The sequence below is a fragment of the uncultured Cedecea sp. genome, assembly GCF_947498825.1.
Lineage (GTDB): Bacteria > Pseudomonadota > Gammaproteobacteria > Enterobacterales > Enterobacteriaceae > JGM124.
On the sequence record NZ_CANMLV010000002.1, the window covers coordinates 293851 to 309683 of the forward strand.

A 15833-nucleotide genomic window follows, 5' to 3' on the forward strand; every position below is an offset into this window, starting at 1 on the left:
TCAGTCGAGCGTTTCCAGCTCTCCCTGCATAGTGACTCGAAAACGATGCTGGCAAAAATTGAGTACCGGTGAATCAAGTACACTATCGCTGTAACCGCTATAGAACTGTAGCGGTTTGCCAAGACGTTGCTCTAACTGAACGACCTTTTCATGTGACAAACACCGTAGTGTCAGTACTCGCCCACCAAAGGCTCGCGACATCTGGCTGCCTATAGCGTTGACTTCAGGAAACCATGGTGTATCCGAGTACACTTGTTTAACCAGTACTAAAGGGGTCCCCGTCACCAGCCAGACTTCCGTTTTTTTATCCTCAAGATAGCCATTCAGACGTTGATGCACTTTCAAAAAAGGGGTAACTGCAAGACGAAACTGACGGGCAAACTCTTTTTCCAGCCGGTTGATCCGCTGCTCACTACGGCCAAAAGTGATACTCCATAACAACAAACTGAGCGGCCAACGCGCAGAACGCCCGTTGAGAAAAAGGCCGACAATAACAACAGGTAGCAAAATAATCACTAAGGGAAAATTTCCCGGAAGAGATCGCAACAAGTAGCGTAAATAGCAGCCAAACATATCCTGCTGATGCAACGTTCCGTCGAGATCGAAAAAGACCAATCGCCGTGCATGATATAGTGCCAAATCTGACTCCCGATGGATTATCATGAGGTTTGTCCTGACTAACAGACAAAGGTAAATATTCTGAGAATAGTTATTTTCTTCAATAGCTATTATTAAGAAACAACCTAACATTTTATCCGGTAATATTGCTATCTTGTAGAATTTATTGTTCAATCCGCAGTTTACAATGGCAAGCTGCTATTGAAAAAGCTGCTCAGGAGAAAAAATGAACTGTTTATTGCGAATCAGAACCCGCTATCCAATGCTGGCACAGAGCGAGCGTAAACTGGCTGACTTTTTACTTACCGATCCTGAGCGTGTGCGACATTTAAGTTCTCAGCAACTTGCTGAAGAAGCCGGGATCAGCCAATCGAGTGTAGTCAAATTTTCACAAAAGATGGGTTTTAAAGGCTTTCCAGCCATGAAACTGGCTATTAGTGAAGCGCTGGCGAGTGGACAAAATCCGAATTCAGTACCCGTTCATAATCAGATCCTCGGTGATGACCCACTGCGCATGGTGGGAGAAAAGCTGATTAAAGAAAATATTGCAGCGATGCACGCCTCCCTGGATGTAAATACCGAGGAAAAGCTGCTCGCGAGTATTAATCTATTGCGTAATGCACGCCGGGTATTGTTAGTCGGTATTGGTGCCTCCGGTTTGGTTGCCAAAAATTTTTCCTGGAAATTAATGAAAATTGGCATTAACGCTGTGGCCGAGCAAGATATGCACGCATTACTGGCAACCGTTCAGGCTATGTCTTCGGATGATATTCTGCTGGCAATTTCTTATTCAGGTGAACGCCGCGAGATCAATCTTGCTGCCGATGAAGCCTTAAATGTAGGTGCGAAGGTTATTACAATAACCGGTTTCACACCCAATGCTCTTCAGCAACGTGCAACTCTTTGTCTTTATACCATTGCCGAAGAGCAGGCAACACGCAGCGCAGCGATTTCATCTACCAGCGCTCAAATGATGATAACCGATTTATTATTTATGGCACTGGTACAAAACGATCTTGAAAATGCCCCAAGTCGGATCCGCCATAGCGAAGCTCTGGTTAAGCGCCTGGTATGAAACGTGCCAGCGTAGTCTCTATTCCAACAACAGATGAATAAATGCGCGTCTTGACATAAAATGTCATTCCTTAGTTTGTAAAAAGTTGAGATAGCATCATTTAAGGTTTCCTTATGAAGAAAATAATTAACGCTACCATAAGTATTGGCGAACAGAACAAAGACAAGGCAAAAATCAATCATATTGCTTATGGTGTTGATAAGAATTTTCTATTCGGAACAGGTATTTCATTGGTATCCGTTCTTATCAATAACAAAGAAAAATTCCATTTTCATATATTTACTGACTTTATTAATCAGGACTATATCGAAAAGTGTAAACAGATTACAAATAAGTTCGAAACTCAAATCACTCTCTATTTAATAAATACCGATGTATTTTCCCAGCTTCCGGTAAGTGCTATCTGGCCAAAAGCGATGTACTTCAGACTCGCTATATTCGATATACTTTCTGAAGTCAGTAATAAGTTATTATATTTAGATGCTGATATCGTCTGTAAAGGCTCTCTGAGTGATTTTTTTAATACCGATTTATCAAATCACTATGCGGCTGTTGTTGCAGATCTTGACGCAGTGCAAAATAGAGTTGAACAGCGATTAGGTATTGCCGGGATGAAGGGTAAATATTTTAACTCTGGCGTTATTTTAGCTAATTTACAGGAATGGAAAGAAAATAATCTGACAGAAAAATGTTTTACTGCACTGAGTGATGAAACTATACGAAAAAAACTTCATTTTATGGATCAGGATTTATTAAATATTTTACTGTTTAACCATACTATTATTCTTGATAATAGATACAATTGTATTTATGACGGCTCTGAGCATTTCGGTAGAAAAGACTATGCTAACTATAAAGAAACGATAACTGATAATACTGTACTAATTCACTATACCAGCGATACTAAACCTTGGTTAAAGTGGGTAAGGTATCCCGCCTTCGCCTTTTTTGATAATGCACTTGCCCAATCCCCCTGGTCTGATAAAGACCTTATGGATGCCAGCCGAATTAACCAATTAAAAAAGAAATCTAAACATGAATTTTATCAAGGAAAACATTTAAGTGGTATCAAGACGCAGCTAAAATACTTATGGAAAAAAGTCGTGCATTAATCGCCAACCATATGAAAAATAATACTCCTTGCCAACCCTCTTGAAATGGTTAGCAAGGACGTGAAAATCAAAAACTAGCAAAAAATGGGGTAATGGTTGTTATATTATCGGTTTACATAACGCTAACATTTTCATGAAAATAATTAACTGGCTGATGAAAAACCAAGCTGAGCAGAGCAATGATTGGAGCAACCCTGTTTCTATGGTAAAATCTCAGGAAGCATGATTCCTGATGTCCATATCCTTTTCTTCTGCATCCAGGTCGGCCTGCCAGTAATTTAACGTGTTCAGCTTCTACAATCCTGAAGATAATATTCTGCTATGTCACTACTCATTACCAAACGCTGTATCAATTGCGATATGTGTGAACCCGAGTGTCCTAACCAAGCCATTTCTATGGGGGATATGTTCTATCAGATAGATACCGAACGCTGCACCGAGTGTATTGGTCATTATGAGGCCCCCACTTGCCAGCAAGTATGCCCCATTGCCAGCACGATTATTCACGATCCAGACCATCAGGAAAGCGAGGAGCAACTCTGGGATAAATTTGTGCTGCTCCACCATGCTGATAAAATTTAACGCTCAATAATCACCGTAGCACACGCATAGTGTCGCTCATCTGCAATTGTCACGTGTACAGAGTGCACGCCTAATGCTTCAGCCATTTGCCCTGCCTGCTCCCTGAAGAACAACAACGGTTTGCCCAGAGCGTCATTTCTCACCTCAAACTGGTTAAAAGCCAGACCGTTACGGATCCCTGTTCCCAGCGCTTTCGCCGCTGCTTCTTTCACCGCGAATCGCTTGGCAAGAAACCGCGCAGGTTGCTGATGAGCCAGATATTGGGCCCATTCATCGGGGCTTAATATCCTTTTAGCCAGCCTGTCACCCGAACGAGAAATTGCGCCCTCAATGCGCGCAATCTCTACGATATCGGTACCGATACCCAAAATAGCCATTAACGACGCGCTTCCAGCATTAAGCGTTTCATCTCCGCAACGGCTTCTTTCAGGCCACTGAACACAGCCTGACCGATAATGGCATGGCCGATATTCAATTCTATCATTTCCGGAATGGCCGCAATCGCCTGAACATTGTGGTAAGTTAAACCATGCCCGGCATTGACTTTCAGGCCTTTAGAAGTGGCGTAGGCAGCAGCATCGGCGATACGCGCTAATTCCTGTGCCTGTGCAGCCTCATCTTTTGCTTCAGCGTAACAGCCCGTATGAATTTCGATATAAGGCGCTTTTACCGCTACCGCTGCATCGATTTGTGTATAGTCAGCATCAATAAATAATGAAACCAGAATACCGGCATCTGCCAGTCGCGAACAAGCATCACGCATTTTATCAAGCTGTCCTGCAACATCCAGCCCGCCTTCGGTAGTCACTTCCTGGCGTTTTTCTGGTACCAAACAGCAAAAATGAGGTCGTGTTTCACAGGCTATGGACAGCATCTCTTCAGTAACCGCCATCTCCAGATTCATTCGGGTGCCCAGTGTTTCACGTAAAATACGTACATCACGATCGGTTATATGACGTCTGTCTTCGCGCAAATGTACTGTGATGCCATCAGCGCCAGCCTGTTCTGCAATAAATGCCGCCTGAACAGGATCCGGATAGCTGGTACCACGCGCATTACGTAATGTAGCAATATGATCGATATTTACGCCTAACAGTAACTGAGTCATGCAATACCCCAAATATTTACAGATAATGGCTAATGTACATCCGGCAACACCATGATGGCTATGGTTGTCTGTCCAACAGCCACCATTTTGTAACCAAATAAACTATTTTTTGGTAATAAACTGACGAAAAAGCTCCCGACTTTTGAGTGGCTTACCTTGCAGGTAGGGTTTAAGCGCCATCCGCGTAAAACGTTTTGCAGCGCGTAGCGTATCCGCTTCAACAAAACTGCGTTCTGACAAGGCTTGAAGCTGGCGTCCGGTAAAACTATTGTGATTAATCACCACACTGGCAATAAAACCTTTTTCTTCGCGATAGAGGTAGGTCATATCATCGCTGACCGCTTCCCCACTGCCTGCACAATGCAAAAAATCCACGCCATAACCAAGATGGGCCAGTAATGCCAGTTCAAAACGGCGTAGCGCAGGCTCTGGTGTTCCATCAGTGCCTGCTAGCTCCTGAATACAATGCAGATAGTCAAAGAACAAATCGGAGAAGCGAGTTTCTTGTTCAAGAACCCGGGCAAGGAGCTCGTTAACATATAAGCCGCTATAGAGAGAAATGCCATTGAGTGGTAAAGCAAGGGAAACCGCTTCTGCGCCACGTAAGGTTTTCACCTCACCTCGGCCACCAAAACGAATCAAAAGGGGGACAAAGGGCTGTAGAGCACCTTTTAAATTAGAGCGGCGAGAGCGCGCGCCTTTTGCTATGAGGCGGACACGCCCGGATTCTTCCGTGAACACATCAAGAAGAAGGCTGGTTTCACTCCAGGGACGAGTATGCAGAACAAATGCCCGTTGCCAGCCTTCCATTGATGAGTCTTTACTGATCGTCAGTGTAACCGAGGCTGCGTAATGCACGTTCGTCATCCGCCCAGCCCGACTTCACTTTTACCCACAGCTCAAGATGAACTTTCGCTTCAAACATCTCTTCCATGTCTTTTCGTGCTTCAATACCAATGGTTTTAATCTTGGTACCTTTGTTACCGATGACCATTTTTTTCTGTCCTTCGCGCTCAACGAGGATCAGGCCATTGATATCATAACCACCACGTTCATTGGTCACAAACTGTTCAATCTCTACAGTGACAGAGTAAGGCAGTTCTGCGCCAAGAAAACGCATCAGTTTTTCACGAATAATCTCTGACGCCATAAAACGTTGTGAACGGTCAGTGATGTACTCTTCCGGGAAGTGATGAATGGCTTCTGGTAAGTGTTTACGTACGATACTGGCAATAGTATCCACGTTCATTCCGGTCTCTGCTGAAATCGGCACAATATCCAGGAAATTCATCTGGCTACCGAGAAACTGCAAATGAGGCAGTAACACGGACTTATCCTGGACATTATCAACTTTATTGACTGCAAGGATAACCGGAGCACGACAATCACGCAGTTTATTAAGAACCATCTCGTCATCAGCAGTCCACTTGGTTCCTTCAACCACGAAGATAACCAATTCAACATCGCCAATAGAACTGCTGGCAGCACGGTTCATCAGACGGTTGATGGCACGTTTTTCTTCCATATGCAGGCCCGGAGTATCAACATAGATAGCTTGATAGGCGCCTTCAGTGTGGATCCCCATAATGCGATGGCGTGTCGTCTGAGCTTTGCGCGAAGTAATGGAAACCTTCTGCCCAAGCAGTTGGTTTAATAAGGTGGATTTACCGACATTGGGTCGACCAACAATCGCCGTAAATCCACAAAAGGTTTTTTCTTCGCTCATTCCAGCTCCAGCTTTTTAAGCGCCTGCTCAGCAGCAGCCTGTTCCGCTTTACGACGGCTGGAGCCAACGCCCACAACCGGTTCGGACAAGCCACTGATCTGACAGTGAATAGTAAATTCCTGATCGTGCGCTTCACCACGAACCTGAACAACCAGGTAAGAAGGTAAAGGCAAGTGACGCCCTTGCAGATATTCCTGCAAACGCGTTTTAGGATCTTTTTGTTTATCGCCAGGACTGATTTCATCCAGGCGAGTCTGGTACCAGCTTAAAATCAGGCGTTCTACGTTTTGAATATCACTATCAAGAAAAGCGCCACCAATTAATGCTTCAACCGTATCGGCGAGAATTGATTCACGACGAAAACCGCCGCTTTTTAATTCACCCGGGCCAAGACGTAAACACTCTCCGAGATCGAACTCTCGGGCGATTTCTGCCAGCGTATTGCCCCGAACCAAGGTTGCACGCATACGGCTCATATCACCTTCATCGACACGAGGAAAGCGAGTATAGAGTGCATTAGCAATCACATAGCTGAGAATAGAATCGCCAAGAAACTCAAGACGTTCGTTATGTTTACTGCTAGCACTGCGATGGGTTAATGCTTGCTGCAACAGTTCCTGATGCTGAAAAGTATAGCCCAACTTGCGTTGTAATCTATTTATGACGATGGGATTCATGCGATACCAAAATTAATTAATGCGTCGACAAATTCAGCACACGAAACAGACCTGAAAAAATAAACAATACTGTTTAGTGTGCTGTGGCTCTCGTGAGAGAGCCACCCTTTAAAGCGGGGTTATTCTATACACAACGACTGAGGATGTCGTTAGTTTGTGGGATAAAATTCTTAATGAATGCCACCGATACGATTTAAACGAATACCCGTAGGCCATTCACCTTCTTGTTTCTCAAAACTCATCCAGATAGTGGTCGCTTTACCCACAAGGTTTTGCTCAGGAACAAATCCCCAGTAACGGCTGTCCGCGCTATTATCACGGTTATCACCCATGACAAAATAATGACCCGGCGGCACAATCCACGTGGCTGGCGGTAAACCAGGCTGCTGATAGTACATACTCGCCTGATCTTGCGCTATCGGTAACAACAGGATGCGGTGAGTGACATCGCCTAAAGTTTCATTACGAACATTCAGACGTGCACCATTTTCCAAGTTTTTATCTAAAGGTACGCTAAAGAAACCGGCTGTCGCTTCGGAACCTTCGCTACGGGCAAAGGTTTGTACAAATTCGCTCGGTTCAATATTAGAGTAGCTAATAGGAAGTGTCGTTTCACAGGCCTGACCGGAACGACAATCTGGGAAAATAGTCAGTTCCTTGGTTACAGGATCGTAACTCACCCGATCGCCAGGTAAGCCGATAACGCGTTTTATATAATCCAGTCGGGTATCACGCGGATATTTAAATACCGCGATATCTCCACGTTTTGGATGACCCGTTTCGATGAGCGTCTTCTGATAGATAGGATCTTTTATTCCATAGGCAAATTTCTCCACCAGAATAAAATCACCAATCAGTAATGTCGGCATCATCGAACCTGATGGGATCTGAAAAGGCTCATAAATAAACGAACGGATCACCAGAACAATGGCCAGCACAGGGAATAATGAGGCTAGCGTCTCCATGAAGCCTTGTTTTTGCCCGACTTTCTTCAGCGTGTCTTGATCCAGTGTTCCACCAGTGGCAGCCTGAGCTGCCGCCTGCTGCTGTCGACGTTTTGGTGCGAAAATAAACTTATCCAGACACCAAAATATGCCGGTGACCAACGTGGCCAGCACGAGGATCAGGGCAAACATATTCGCCATACCAACTCCTTAGATTATTTGCCGTCTTTGCCAACATGCAGAATGGCAAGGAATGCTTCCTGAGGCAGCTCAACGTTACCGACCTGCTTCATACGTTTTTTACCGTCTTTCTGTTTCTGCAACAGCTTTTTCTTACGGCTGACGTCACCACCATAACATTTTGCCAGTACGTTTTTACGTAACTGTTTCACCGTTGAGCGGGCAATAATGTGGTTACCAATCGCCGCCTGAATAGCAATATCAAACTGCTGACGTGGGATCAATTCCTTCATTTTTTCGACGAGCTCACGACCACGGTAAGGGGCGTTATCGTTATGCGTGATCAGTGCCAAAGCATCAACACGCTCACCGTTAATCATGACATCCACACGCACCATGTTTGAAGCCTGGAAGCGTTTGAAATTGTAGTCCAGCGAAGCATAACCCCGAGAGGTCGATTTCAGACGGTCAAAGAAGTCGAGAACCACTTCAGCCATAGGAATTTCATAGGTCAGTGCAACCTGGTTACCGTGGTACACCATGTTGGTCTGTACACCACGTTTTTCTATGCACAGTGTAATGACGTTACCGAGATATTCTTGCGGCAGCAGCATATGACATTCAGCGATAGGTTCGCGTAGCTCCTCAATATTATTCAGCGCAGGGAGCTTAGACGGGCTATCCACATAAATAACATCTTTGCTGGTCGTTAATACTTCATACACTACCGTAGGAGCCGTGGTAATCAGTTCCAGGTCGTATTCACGTTCCAGGCGCTCCTGGATGATTTCCATATGCAGCAGGCCGAGGAAGCCACAACGGAAGCCAAAGCCCAGTGCCGTTGAGCTTTCTGGTTCGTAGAATAGTGACGCATCATTAAGGCTAAGCTTGCCCAGTGCATCACGGAAACCTTCATAGTCATCAGAACTGATAGGGAATAATCCCGCATAAACCTGCGGTTTCACCTTTTTAAAACCCGGTAAGGCTTTATCCGCCGGATTACGCGACAAAGTCAGGGTATCACCGACCGGAGCACCTAATATATCTTTGATAGCACAAACCAGCCAGCCAACTTCACCGCACTTCAGTTCAGTACGATCTATTTGTTTTGGCGTAAAGATACCCAGTCGGTCAGCGTTATACACCTGACCGGTACTCATCACTTTAACTTTATCGCCTTTACGCAAGGTGCCATTTTTTATGCGAACTAACGAAACAACACCGAGGTAATTATCAAACCAGGAGTCAATGATCAGTGCTTGCAGCGGCGCGTCCGGGTCACCTTCCGGTGGCGGAATATCACGCACCAGGCGTTCCAGTACCTCAGGTACACCTAAACCGGTTTTTGCTGAACAGCGTACTGCGTCAGCGGCATCAATACCGACGATGTCTTCAATCTCTTCTGCCACCCTGTCCGGATCGGCAGCAGGTAAGTCAATCTTGTTAAGAACCGGGACAACTTCTAAATCCATTTCCATGGCAGTATAGCAGTTGGCCAGGGTTTGAGCTTCAACTCCCTGTCCGGCATCAACCACCAGCAGCGCACCTTCACAAGCTGCCAGAGAACGAGAGACTTCATAGGAGAAGTCAACGTGTCCTGGTGTATCGATGAAATTAAGCTGATAGGTTTCACCATCACTGGCTTTGTAATCAAGCGTTACGCTTTGTGCTTTAATAGTAATACCACGTTCACGTTCCAGATCCATTGAGTCCAGTACCTGAGCGGCCATTTCACGATCGGTTAGCCCCCCACAAATCTGGATAATACGGTCGGACAGCGTCGATTTGCCGTGGTCGATATGAGCAATGATGGAAAAGTTTCTTATGTTCTTCATAAATATAGGTTTTTGTCTCATTTAGAGGCTTGGGTATTTCTGATTGACACCACTGTGGACACTCAGAGAGCGCTACCCTTCAATTATTGGCGAGAATCTTACACTGTCATGCTGAATTAGTCAGCACATGCGTGTATTACCTCGCTGGTAACTCTGCTAATTCTTATAAAGTTAGTCGACTCAGACTAATAACCGTTCAGTGACAGAAGGCTCTGATACAATTCATCCCGACCACCGACTCCAGTCAGCGCTCGGGATGAATATGAATAAGACTGCAACTTGAAGTATAACTACAAGCCACTATGGTGTTTTTAATGAGGAGGTCGACGTTTCTACGCGCAATGAATCGGGCCCCAAGGCGACGCTCAGAATGACCGGCTGCCAGTTATCGCGCTGGCTCAGACGCTGTGAATAGATACGCGCCAGCATAAAACCACCGATCCCCCCCAGCAAAGCACCCGCCATTGCCGCGATATCTGTCGCAAAAAACCACTGAAAAAGCCCACCGATAACAAAAAGCCCGGCTAGCGGGGACATATACACCAGTAATGCAGAGCCTAACAGGCTCTTTTCAGCAATACCCAGCTCAACTTTTTGCCCGGCCATCAGTGGTTTTTCACTCTGCACTGTCAGTAAATGCTCAGTCTGTGGCCCGAGTTTATTCAGTACTCGGGTACCACATCCAGCCCGCGAAGCACAGCCATTGCACGATGTTTTAACATCACACTTCAACACCGCCTCACCGTTTTGCCATGAGACCACTGTTGCCCACTCTTTAATCATGGTGCGACTCCGAATTTAACGCTGTCAGCAACACGTTTAGCGGTTTGCGGCGGCAACTCTCCAACAACCGTGATTTCTTTTTTGTCACGGTGCAGGGTATTAATCGTACGACGTCCTGTACGTATCAACTGTTCACCGTTGTTTAGTTCAGCAGTTATTTCATTCACATTCACTGAAAAGCTAAACAGTCCGTCACTGAAGAGACGCGATTCAATAGGAATACCTATCGAAGGTAATGGGCGACGGCTACTGGATACCTCTTTGAAACCTTCGGGTAACCAGGAAACATGCCAGGTAAGATTCTCACTGGCTGTATCAGGTACAGAGAATACCGGCGGTAAATTGGCTTTCTCCAGCCGACTCATTGCTTCAGTCACCTCACCATCAATCGCAAATGAGATAACCCTGAATTGTTCCAGCGTTTCACCATCACGGTCGAGTAAGTCAACTCGTAACGGTAATTTTGTCTCCGAATCAATCCAGACGATATAGCTATAACGCGTTCCATCCCGGGCAACAACACGGAGTACATCACACAGACGATCGGCAATGCGGGTACGCCCTACAGGAATAAAATCATAGTAAGGAGCCAGCTGGCTGAAATTGGTATAAACAATGGAGGGCAGCGAGTCAACGATGTAGTCACCGTTTAAAGTAAAAGGCTCGAGACCAGGTTCAAAATAGCTGATTTCATCACCGCGCTGAACAACTTCCCGCAGCGGGCCGTCCATTTGCAGTAACTGGGCTAAGGTGCTGTTATTCAGCCGAATGTGCCGATAACGCTGTGATTCGATCCCTTGCTTGTTAACGCTGATAAATGACAGTTCGTAATTGCGTGACTGACTGGCCTGGTTCATTTCCTGCAACAACGCCTCAGACGAATTATCTTTCGCTGAGGCGCTTGCAGTAAATAACAGGGCGCTTGTCACAATAGACAGGGCACACCAAAATGGCTTCATTACTGCGATTGCGTTCCTAAAGTTTGAGTTCCAGGCACTTGTATCGCAGCTTGCTGAGGTGATGTTTGTTCAAACTGCGACTGCCCGGCGTGTAAGCGACGTTGCAATTCATAATCTTGCAGCATTGCATTAATGCGTCGACGCTGTTCCTGTGCCTGCGCCTGTGCAGAGTTGCCAGGTGCTGAAGCATCAGAAGGTACCCCTAAACTGACAGGGCTCGCCTTACCAATCATCGGTAACGTATTAAATACCGGGGACTCTGGTTGCAGGTCAGTTTCAGGGGTGCCATTGTATTGTTGTACGCCAACGATAACCGCAAGCGAAACACAAGCTGCCAAACCTGCCTGAGTCAAATGACTCGCCCAAGGACGAACCCGATGCCAGAACGGCATTTTTTGCCATTGTTCTGGTTGAGGCTGAGATTCAGTTATCAGCGGGACAGCATTTTTTGCTGGTTCTTTCGCAATAGCGGCCATCACATTGCTAGAGATATCGAAATGAAGAACATCACTGCTGTCGCCACGCATAACGTCACGAATCAGATGATAACTCTCCCAGTTTTGCTGTAACGATTTGTCATTAGACAAAGCATTCAACAATTCACTGTCCAGAGACTCACCATCCATTAAAGCGGAAAGCTGTTCTTTCTGCATGTCTAATACCCTTCCAGTAATCCGACATCGTCAACGCTTAATAAGCGGTTGAACTTTGTTATCAATAGCTTCACGAGCACGAAAGATTCGTGAACGAACCGTTCCTACCGGGCAATCCATGATGGCCGCTATCTCTTCATAGCTCAGTCCATCTAACTCCCGTAACGTAATTGCCATACGTAAATCTTCCGGAAGTGACTCAATAGTACGGAAAACTATCTGCCTTAGTTCTTCTGACAACATTAAGTTCTCAGGGTTCGAAATTTCTTTCAATGCGTTGCCACTTTCGTAATTTTCAGCATCGCTGGCATCCACATCGCTTGAAGGCGGGCGCCGTCCCTGAGCGACCAAGTAGTTCTTTGCCGTATTTACAGCAATTCGGTACAACCAAGTATAAAACGCGCTATCACCACGGAATGAATCCAATGCGCGGTACGCTTTTATAAATGACTCTTGCACAACATCAGGCACATCTCCTGAAGGAACATACCGTGAAACCAGACTGGCGACTTTGTGCTGATAACGCACAACCAGTAAGTTAAACGATTTCTGGTCGCCCTTCTGGACCCGTTCGACGAGAACCTGATCTGTTATCTGCTCGCTCATCGAAGGTAATGTCTCCCAAAATCAAATATCCACACATCAACTAAAAACCACTCGGTTTCTGAATTTTTGAACAAGCTAGGGCTTGGAGTCGTTGATACGAATAAAGTTCCATTACCCCTTTGTTCTCTTTTGTTTTCAGCAGAGTTCATTTTTTTGATTATCAGTTCCGCCAGATCAACCGTGAATATAGCTTTGTTTAAAGCGATATCCCAAATAATTCGCGTAACCTGTAGGGGCTAAATGAAGTACGGCAATAAGCACAGACAGATTATACGTCTCATAAAAATCATATCCAGGCAACCTGGAATATGACGAGTATAAAAGACTAACGCTCAGAGTATCGCACGAATCGTCATTTTTCATCACTAAATCTAGAAAGTTGGACTGCATGTAAGTGTTTTCCACTGCCAGCAAACTTTTATACAACTGATTATAAAGCCTGATAGTTTAGCCAATAAAACAATAAATCAAAAAAATATGTAATCAACCTTGTTGAATGCTATCATTTCGCGAAATCTGTTTAACGTAATAAACACCATGACAATAAATAGCCATTTTATTTGTGATGTCCTTATTGTAGGCAGTGGTGCTGCCGGACTCACGGTTGCTCTGCGCCTGGCCCCACATTGTAAAGTACTGGTCTTGAGCAAAGGCCGGGTTAAAGAAAGTGCAACCTTCTACGCCCAGGGTGGAATTGCCGCTGTCTTTGATGAGACAGACAGTATTGAATCACATATTGAAGATACTCTGATTGCCGGCGCGGGTATCTGTGACAGCCAGGCGGTGAGTTTTGTCGCCCGGCATGCCAGAAGCTGTGTTGAGTGGCTTATCCAGCAGGGAGTGATGTTTGATACACATACCGAATCGGGCGGCGAAAGTCGTTATCATTTGACCCGAGAAGGTGGTCACAGTCATCGCCGCATTCTGCATGCCGCTGATGCCACAGGTAAAGCAGTTCAAACCTCGCTGGTCGAACAGGCTCTGGCTCATCCTAACATTCATATTATTGAACATTGTCAGGCGATTGATTTAATTCTCTCTGAAACAGAACATACACCTAAGCAGGCTCAGGGCGTGAAAGCGCTGAATCGTGATACAGGGGAAATAGAAGTTTACCATGCCAAGTCAGTTATCCTGGCGACCGGTGGAGCTTCACGCGTTTATCAATACACCACCAACCCGGATATTGCCTCCGGCGACGGTATTGCGATGGCATGGCGTGCTGGTTGTCGAGTTGCTAATCTGGAATTTAATCAGTTTCACCCGACAGCATTGTACCACCCCCTGGCGCGTAATTTTTTACTGACCGAGGCTCTACGAGGTGAAGGGGCATTGCTGAAACGCCCGAACGGCACGCGTTTTATGCCGGAAATTGATGAGCGTGCAGAGCTTGCGCCTCGTGATATTGTCACCCGGGCTATCGACAGTGAAATGAAACGTCTTGATGCCGATTGCATGTATCTGGATATCAGCCATAAATCACCTGAATTTATCCTTCAGCATTTCCCGAATATTTATCAAAAGCTGATGGAGCTGGGCATTGATTTAACCAAAGAAGCGGTGCCTATTGTCCCGGCAGCACATTATACCTGTGGTGGCGTAGTGGTTGATGAGCGCGGCCGCACCGATATTGAACGGTTATATGCTATAGGTGAAGTTTCCTATACCGGTCTGCACGGCGCAAACCGTATGGCCTCTAATTCGCTGCTCGAGTGCCTGGTTTATGGCTGGTCTGCAGCGGAAGATATTCTTAAGCATCTGCCCGATGCAGATTTAACGAAGCCTCTGACAACAGAGACTGCTGCATCGGCAGAATATCGTGATGAACAAGCGATTCTTCAACACAGTAGTAATGAGTTACGCATACTGATGTGGAATTATGTCGGTATTGTTCGCAGCGATCTGAGTCTGGCAAATGCACTCCGGCGAGTCCTGTTACTGCAGCAGGAAATCGTGGCGCACTGTCAGCATTTCCGCCCCTCCAGTCAGCTATTAGGGCTGCGCGATCAAATCCAGGTAGCTGAGTTGATCGTTCGTTGTGCCATGCTGCGTAAAGAGAGTCGAGGTTTACATTACTCTCTGGACTACCCGCCCTCAAAGACACCCACAACAACAGATACCGGCCCGAGTATCCTGACCCCTGTACCTTAGGTGACTTGCTCTATCTGAAGTGGCCTGGTTTTCACCAGGCCACTCGAATAATTAAAGATACAGATAGAAATCGCGCGTCAACTGACAATGCGCCGGAGAATAGCGGTTATCAGTTCCACGAATAGCTAACTCTGAGTGAGTCAAGGCTCCCGGCTGAAGAGATAATCCCAGTAATACCCGATGTGATGGACGATGCTCTTTTCCGGCCACATCAGTACGTAAGCGTAAATGCCAGCCTAATTGATTTGCCTGCGTAATAAACTCATCTGCCGTCATTGTGGGTAATATCAAACAAAATAAACCCTGATCCGTTATCCATTGCCGGGCACAACTTAACAACACCGGATAACTCAGAGTCGTGGTGTAGCGTGCCTGTGCACGTTCAGCAGAAGAACAAGCACTCCCTTTCTCAAAGTAAGGTGGATTACTGACGATTAATGAATAGCGACGATTAACCGGTGGAGCCCAGTGGCAAATATCGGCCTGATAAACGGTAATGCGCGATGCCCAAGGTGAACCCTGCACATTTTCTTGTGCTTGCTGTGTCGCAGCGATATCTAATTCGACAGCATCAATAAAGCTTGTTTCCGGGGTTCTCTGCGCCAGCATCAGTGCCAGTAAGCCGCTCCCCGTACCGATATCAAGTATCGTATCAACCTGCGTTACAGGCGCCCAGGCACCGAGCAGAACTCCGTCAGTCCCTACTTTCATTGCGCAATTTTCATGACCGATGAAAAATTGTTTAAACGTGAAACCATTGTCACGTAGCGCCGCCTTTTGTACCGACATCTGTCCACCCTGCGCCAAAACCATCTAGCATAAAT

At 45.9% G+C, this 15833-nt stretch carries 18 protein-coding genes; 4 read left to right on the forward strand and 14 right to left on the reverse strand.

Annotation, left to right across the window (positions count from 1 at the left end):
- Positions 1-663, reverse strand: coding sequence for a phosphatidylglycerophosphatase C (gene yfhb, locus Q1A40_RS04770; RefSeq protein ID WP_299998284.1), 663 nt, complete (start codon positions 661-663; stop codon positions 1-3).
- 181 nt (positions 664-844) lie between these two features.
- Between yfhb and Q1A40_RS04775 the strand changes: the two genes are divergently transcribed.
- The 3 genes from Q1A40_RS04775 (at position 845) to Q1A40_RS04785 (ending at position 3387) form a co-directional block, all read left to right on the forward strand.
- On the forward strand, positions 845-1693 hold the full coding sequence (locus Q1A40_RS04775) for a MurR/RpiR family transcriptional regulator (RefSeq protein WP_299998285.1): 849 nt from the start codon (positions 845-847) through the stop codon (positions 1691-1693).
- A gap of 113 nt (positions 1694-1806) precedes the next feature.
- Complete coding sequence (locus Q1A40_RS04780; protein ID WP_299998286.1) at positions 1807-2805, forward strand: glycosyltransferase; 999 nt, start codon at positions 1807-1809, stop codon at positions 2803-2805.
- A gap of 321 nt (positions 2806-3126) precedes the next feature.
- The gene (locus Q1A40_RS04785) at positions 3127-3387 is read left to right on the forward strand and encodes a YfhL family 4Fe-4S dicluster ferredoxin (protein ID WP_299998287.1); all 261 of its coding nucleotides are present in this window, start codon (positions 3127-3129) and stop codon (positions 3385-3387) included.
- On the opposite strand, the gene acpS is transcribed toward Q1A40_RS04785, so the two are convergent.
- The 12 genes from acpS to rseD form a co-directional block, all read right to left on the reverse strand.
- Positions 3384-3764: a holo-ACP synthase gene (gene acpS / locus Q1A40_RS04790; RefSeq protein WP_299998288.1), complete on the reverse strand. Its 381-nt coding sequence runs from the start codon at positions 3762-3764 to the stop codon at positions 3384-3386. The genes Q1A40_RS04785 and acpS overlap by 4 nt on opposite strands.
- Positions 3764-4495, reverse strand: a complete 732-nt coding sequence (gene pdxJ, locus Q1A40_RS04795; RefSeq protein ID WP_299998289.1) for a pyridoxine 5'-phosphate synthase — start codon at positions 4493-4495, stop codon at positions 3764-3766. The genes acpS and pdxJ overlap by 1 nt, the downstream gene beginning before the upstream one ends.
- 102 nt (positions 4496-4597) lie before the next feature.
- The gene (gene recO / locus Q1A40_RS04800; RefSeq protein WP_299998350.1) at positions 4598-5305 is read right to left on the reverse strand and encodes a DNA repair protein RecO; all 708 of its coding nucleotides are present in this window, start codon (positions 5303-5305) and stop codon (positions 4598-4600) included.
- A 10-nt stretch (positions 5306-5315) separates the two neighbouring features.
- Positions 5316-6221 (reverse strand): GTPase Era, encoded by a 906-nt coding sequence (era, locus tag Q1A40_RS04805; protein ID WP_299998290.1) that lies wholly within the window; start codon positions 6219-6221, stop codon positions 5316-5318.
- Entirely contained in the window at positions 6218-6898 is a 681-nt protein-coding gene (gene rnc, locus Q1A40_RS04810; RefSeq protein ID WP_299998291.1) for a ribonuclease III, read from the reverse strand. The genes era and rnc overlap by 4 nt, the downstream gene beginning before the upstream one ends.
- Before the next feature lie 170 nt (positions 6899-7068).
- Positions 7069-8043, reverse strand: a complete 975-nt coding sequence (lepB, locus tag Q1A40_RS04815; RefSeq protein WP_299998292.1) for a signal peptidase I — start codon at positions 8041-8043, stop codon at positions 7069-7071.
- 14 nt (positions 8044-8057) lie between these two features.
- On the reverse strand, positions 8058-9857 hold the full coding sequence (gene lepA / locus Q1A40_RS04820; protein ID WP_299998293.1) for a translation elongation factor 4: 1800 nt from the start codon (positions 9855-9857) through the stop codon (positions 8058-8060).
- A gap of 300 nt (positions 9858-10157) precedes the next feature.
- Positions 10158-10640 (reverse strand): SoxR-reducing system protein RseC, encoded by a 483-nt coding sequence (gene rseC, locus Q1A40_RS04825; RefSeq protein WP_299998294.1) that lies wholly within the window; start codon positions 10638-10640, stop codon positions 10158-10160.
- Positions 10637-11599 (reverse strand): sigma-E factor regulatory protein RseB, encoded by a 963-nt coding sequence (rseB, locus tag Q1A40_RS04830; protein WP_299998295.1) that lies wholly within the window; start codon positions 11597-11599, stop codon positions 10637-10639. Before rseB ends, rseC begins: the two co-directional genes overlap by 4 nt.
- Positions 11599-12252, reverse strand: coding sequence for an anti-sigma-E factor RseA (gene rseA / locus Q1A40_RS04835; RefSeq protein WP_299998296.1), 654 nt, complete (start codon positions 12250-12252; stop codon positions 11599-11601). The genes rseB and rseA overlap by 1 nt, the downstream gene beginning before the upstream one ends.
- Before the next feature lie 30 nt (positions 12253-12282).
- Positions 12283-12858, reverse strand: a complete 576-nt coding sequence (rpoE, locus tag Q1A40_RS04840) for an RNA polymerase sigma factor RpoE (RefSeq protein ID WP_299998297.1) — start codon at positions 12856-12858, stop codon at positions 12283-12285.
- Positions 12855-13007, reverse strand: a complete 153-nt coding sequence (rseD, locus tag Q1A40_RS23165) for a rpoE leader peptide RseD (RefSeq protein ID WP_367275728.1) — start codon at positions 13005-13007, stop codon at positions 12855-12857. The genes rpoE and rseD overlap by 4 nt, the downstream gene beginning before the upstream one ends.
- 388 nt (positions 13008-13395) lie before the next feature.
- Here rseD and nadB point away from each other — a divergent pair, with 388 nt between their 5' ends.
- On the forward strand, positions 13396-15009 hold the full coding sequence (gene nadB, locus Q1A40_RS04845) for an L-aspartate oxidase (RefSeq protein ID WP_299998298.1): 1614 nt from the start codon (positions 13396-13398) through the stop codon (positions 15007-15009).
- Between the two features lie 51 nt (positions 15010-15060).
- On the opposite strand, the gene Q1A40_RS04850 is transcribed toward nadB, so the two are convergent.
- A complete protein-coding gene (locus Q1A40_RS04850) occupies positions 15061-15798 on the reverse strand; it encodes a tRNA1(Val) (adenine(37)-N6)-methyltransferase (protein WP_299998299.1) in 738 nt (245 codons plus the stop codon).
- Positions 15799-15833: the final 35 nt, after the last annotated feature.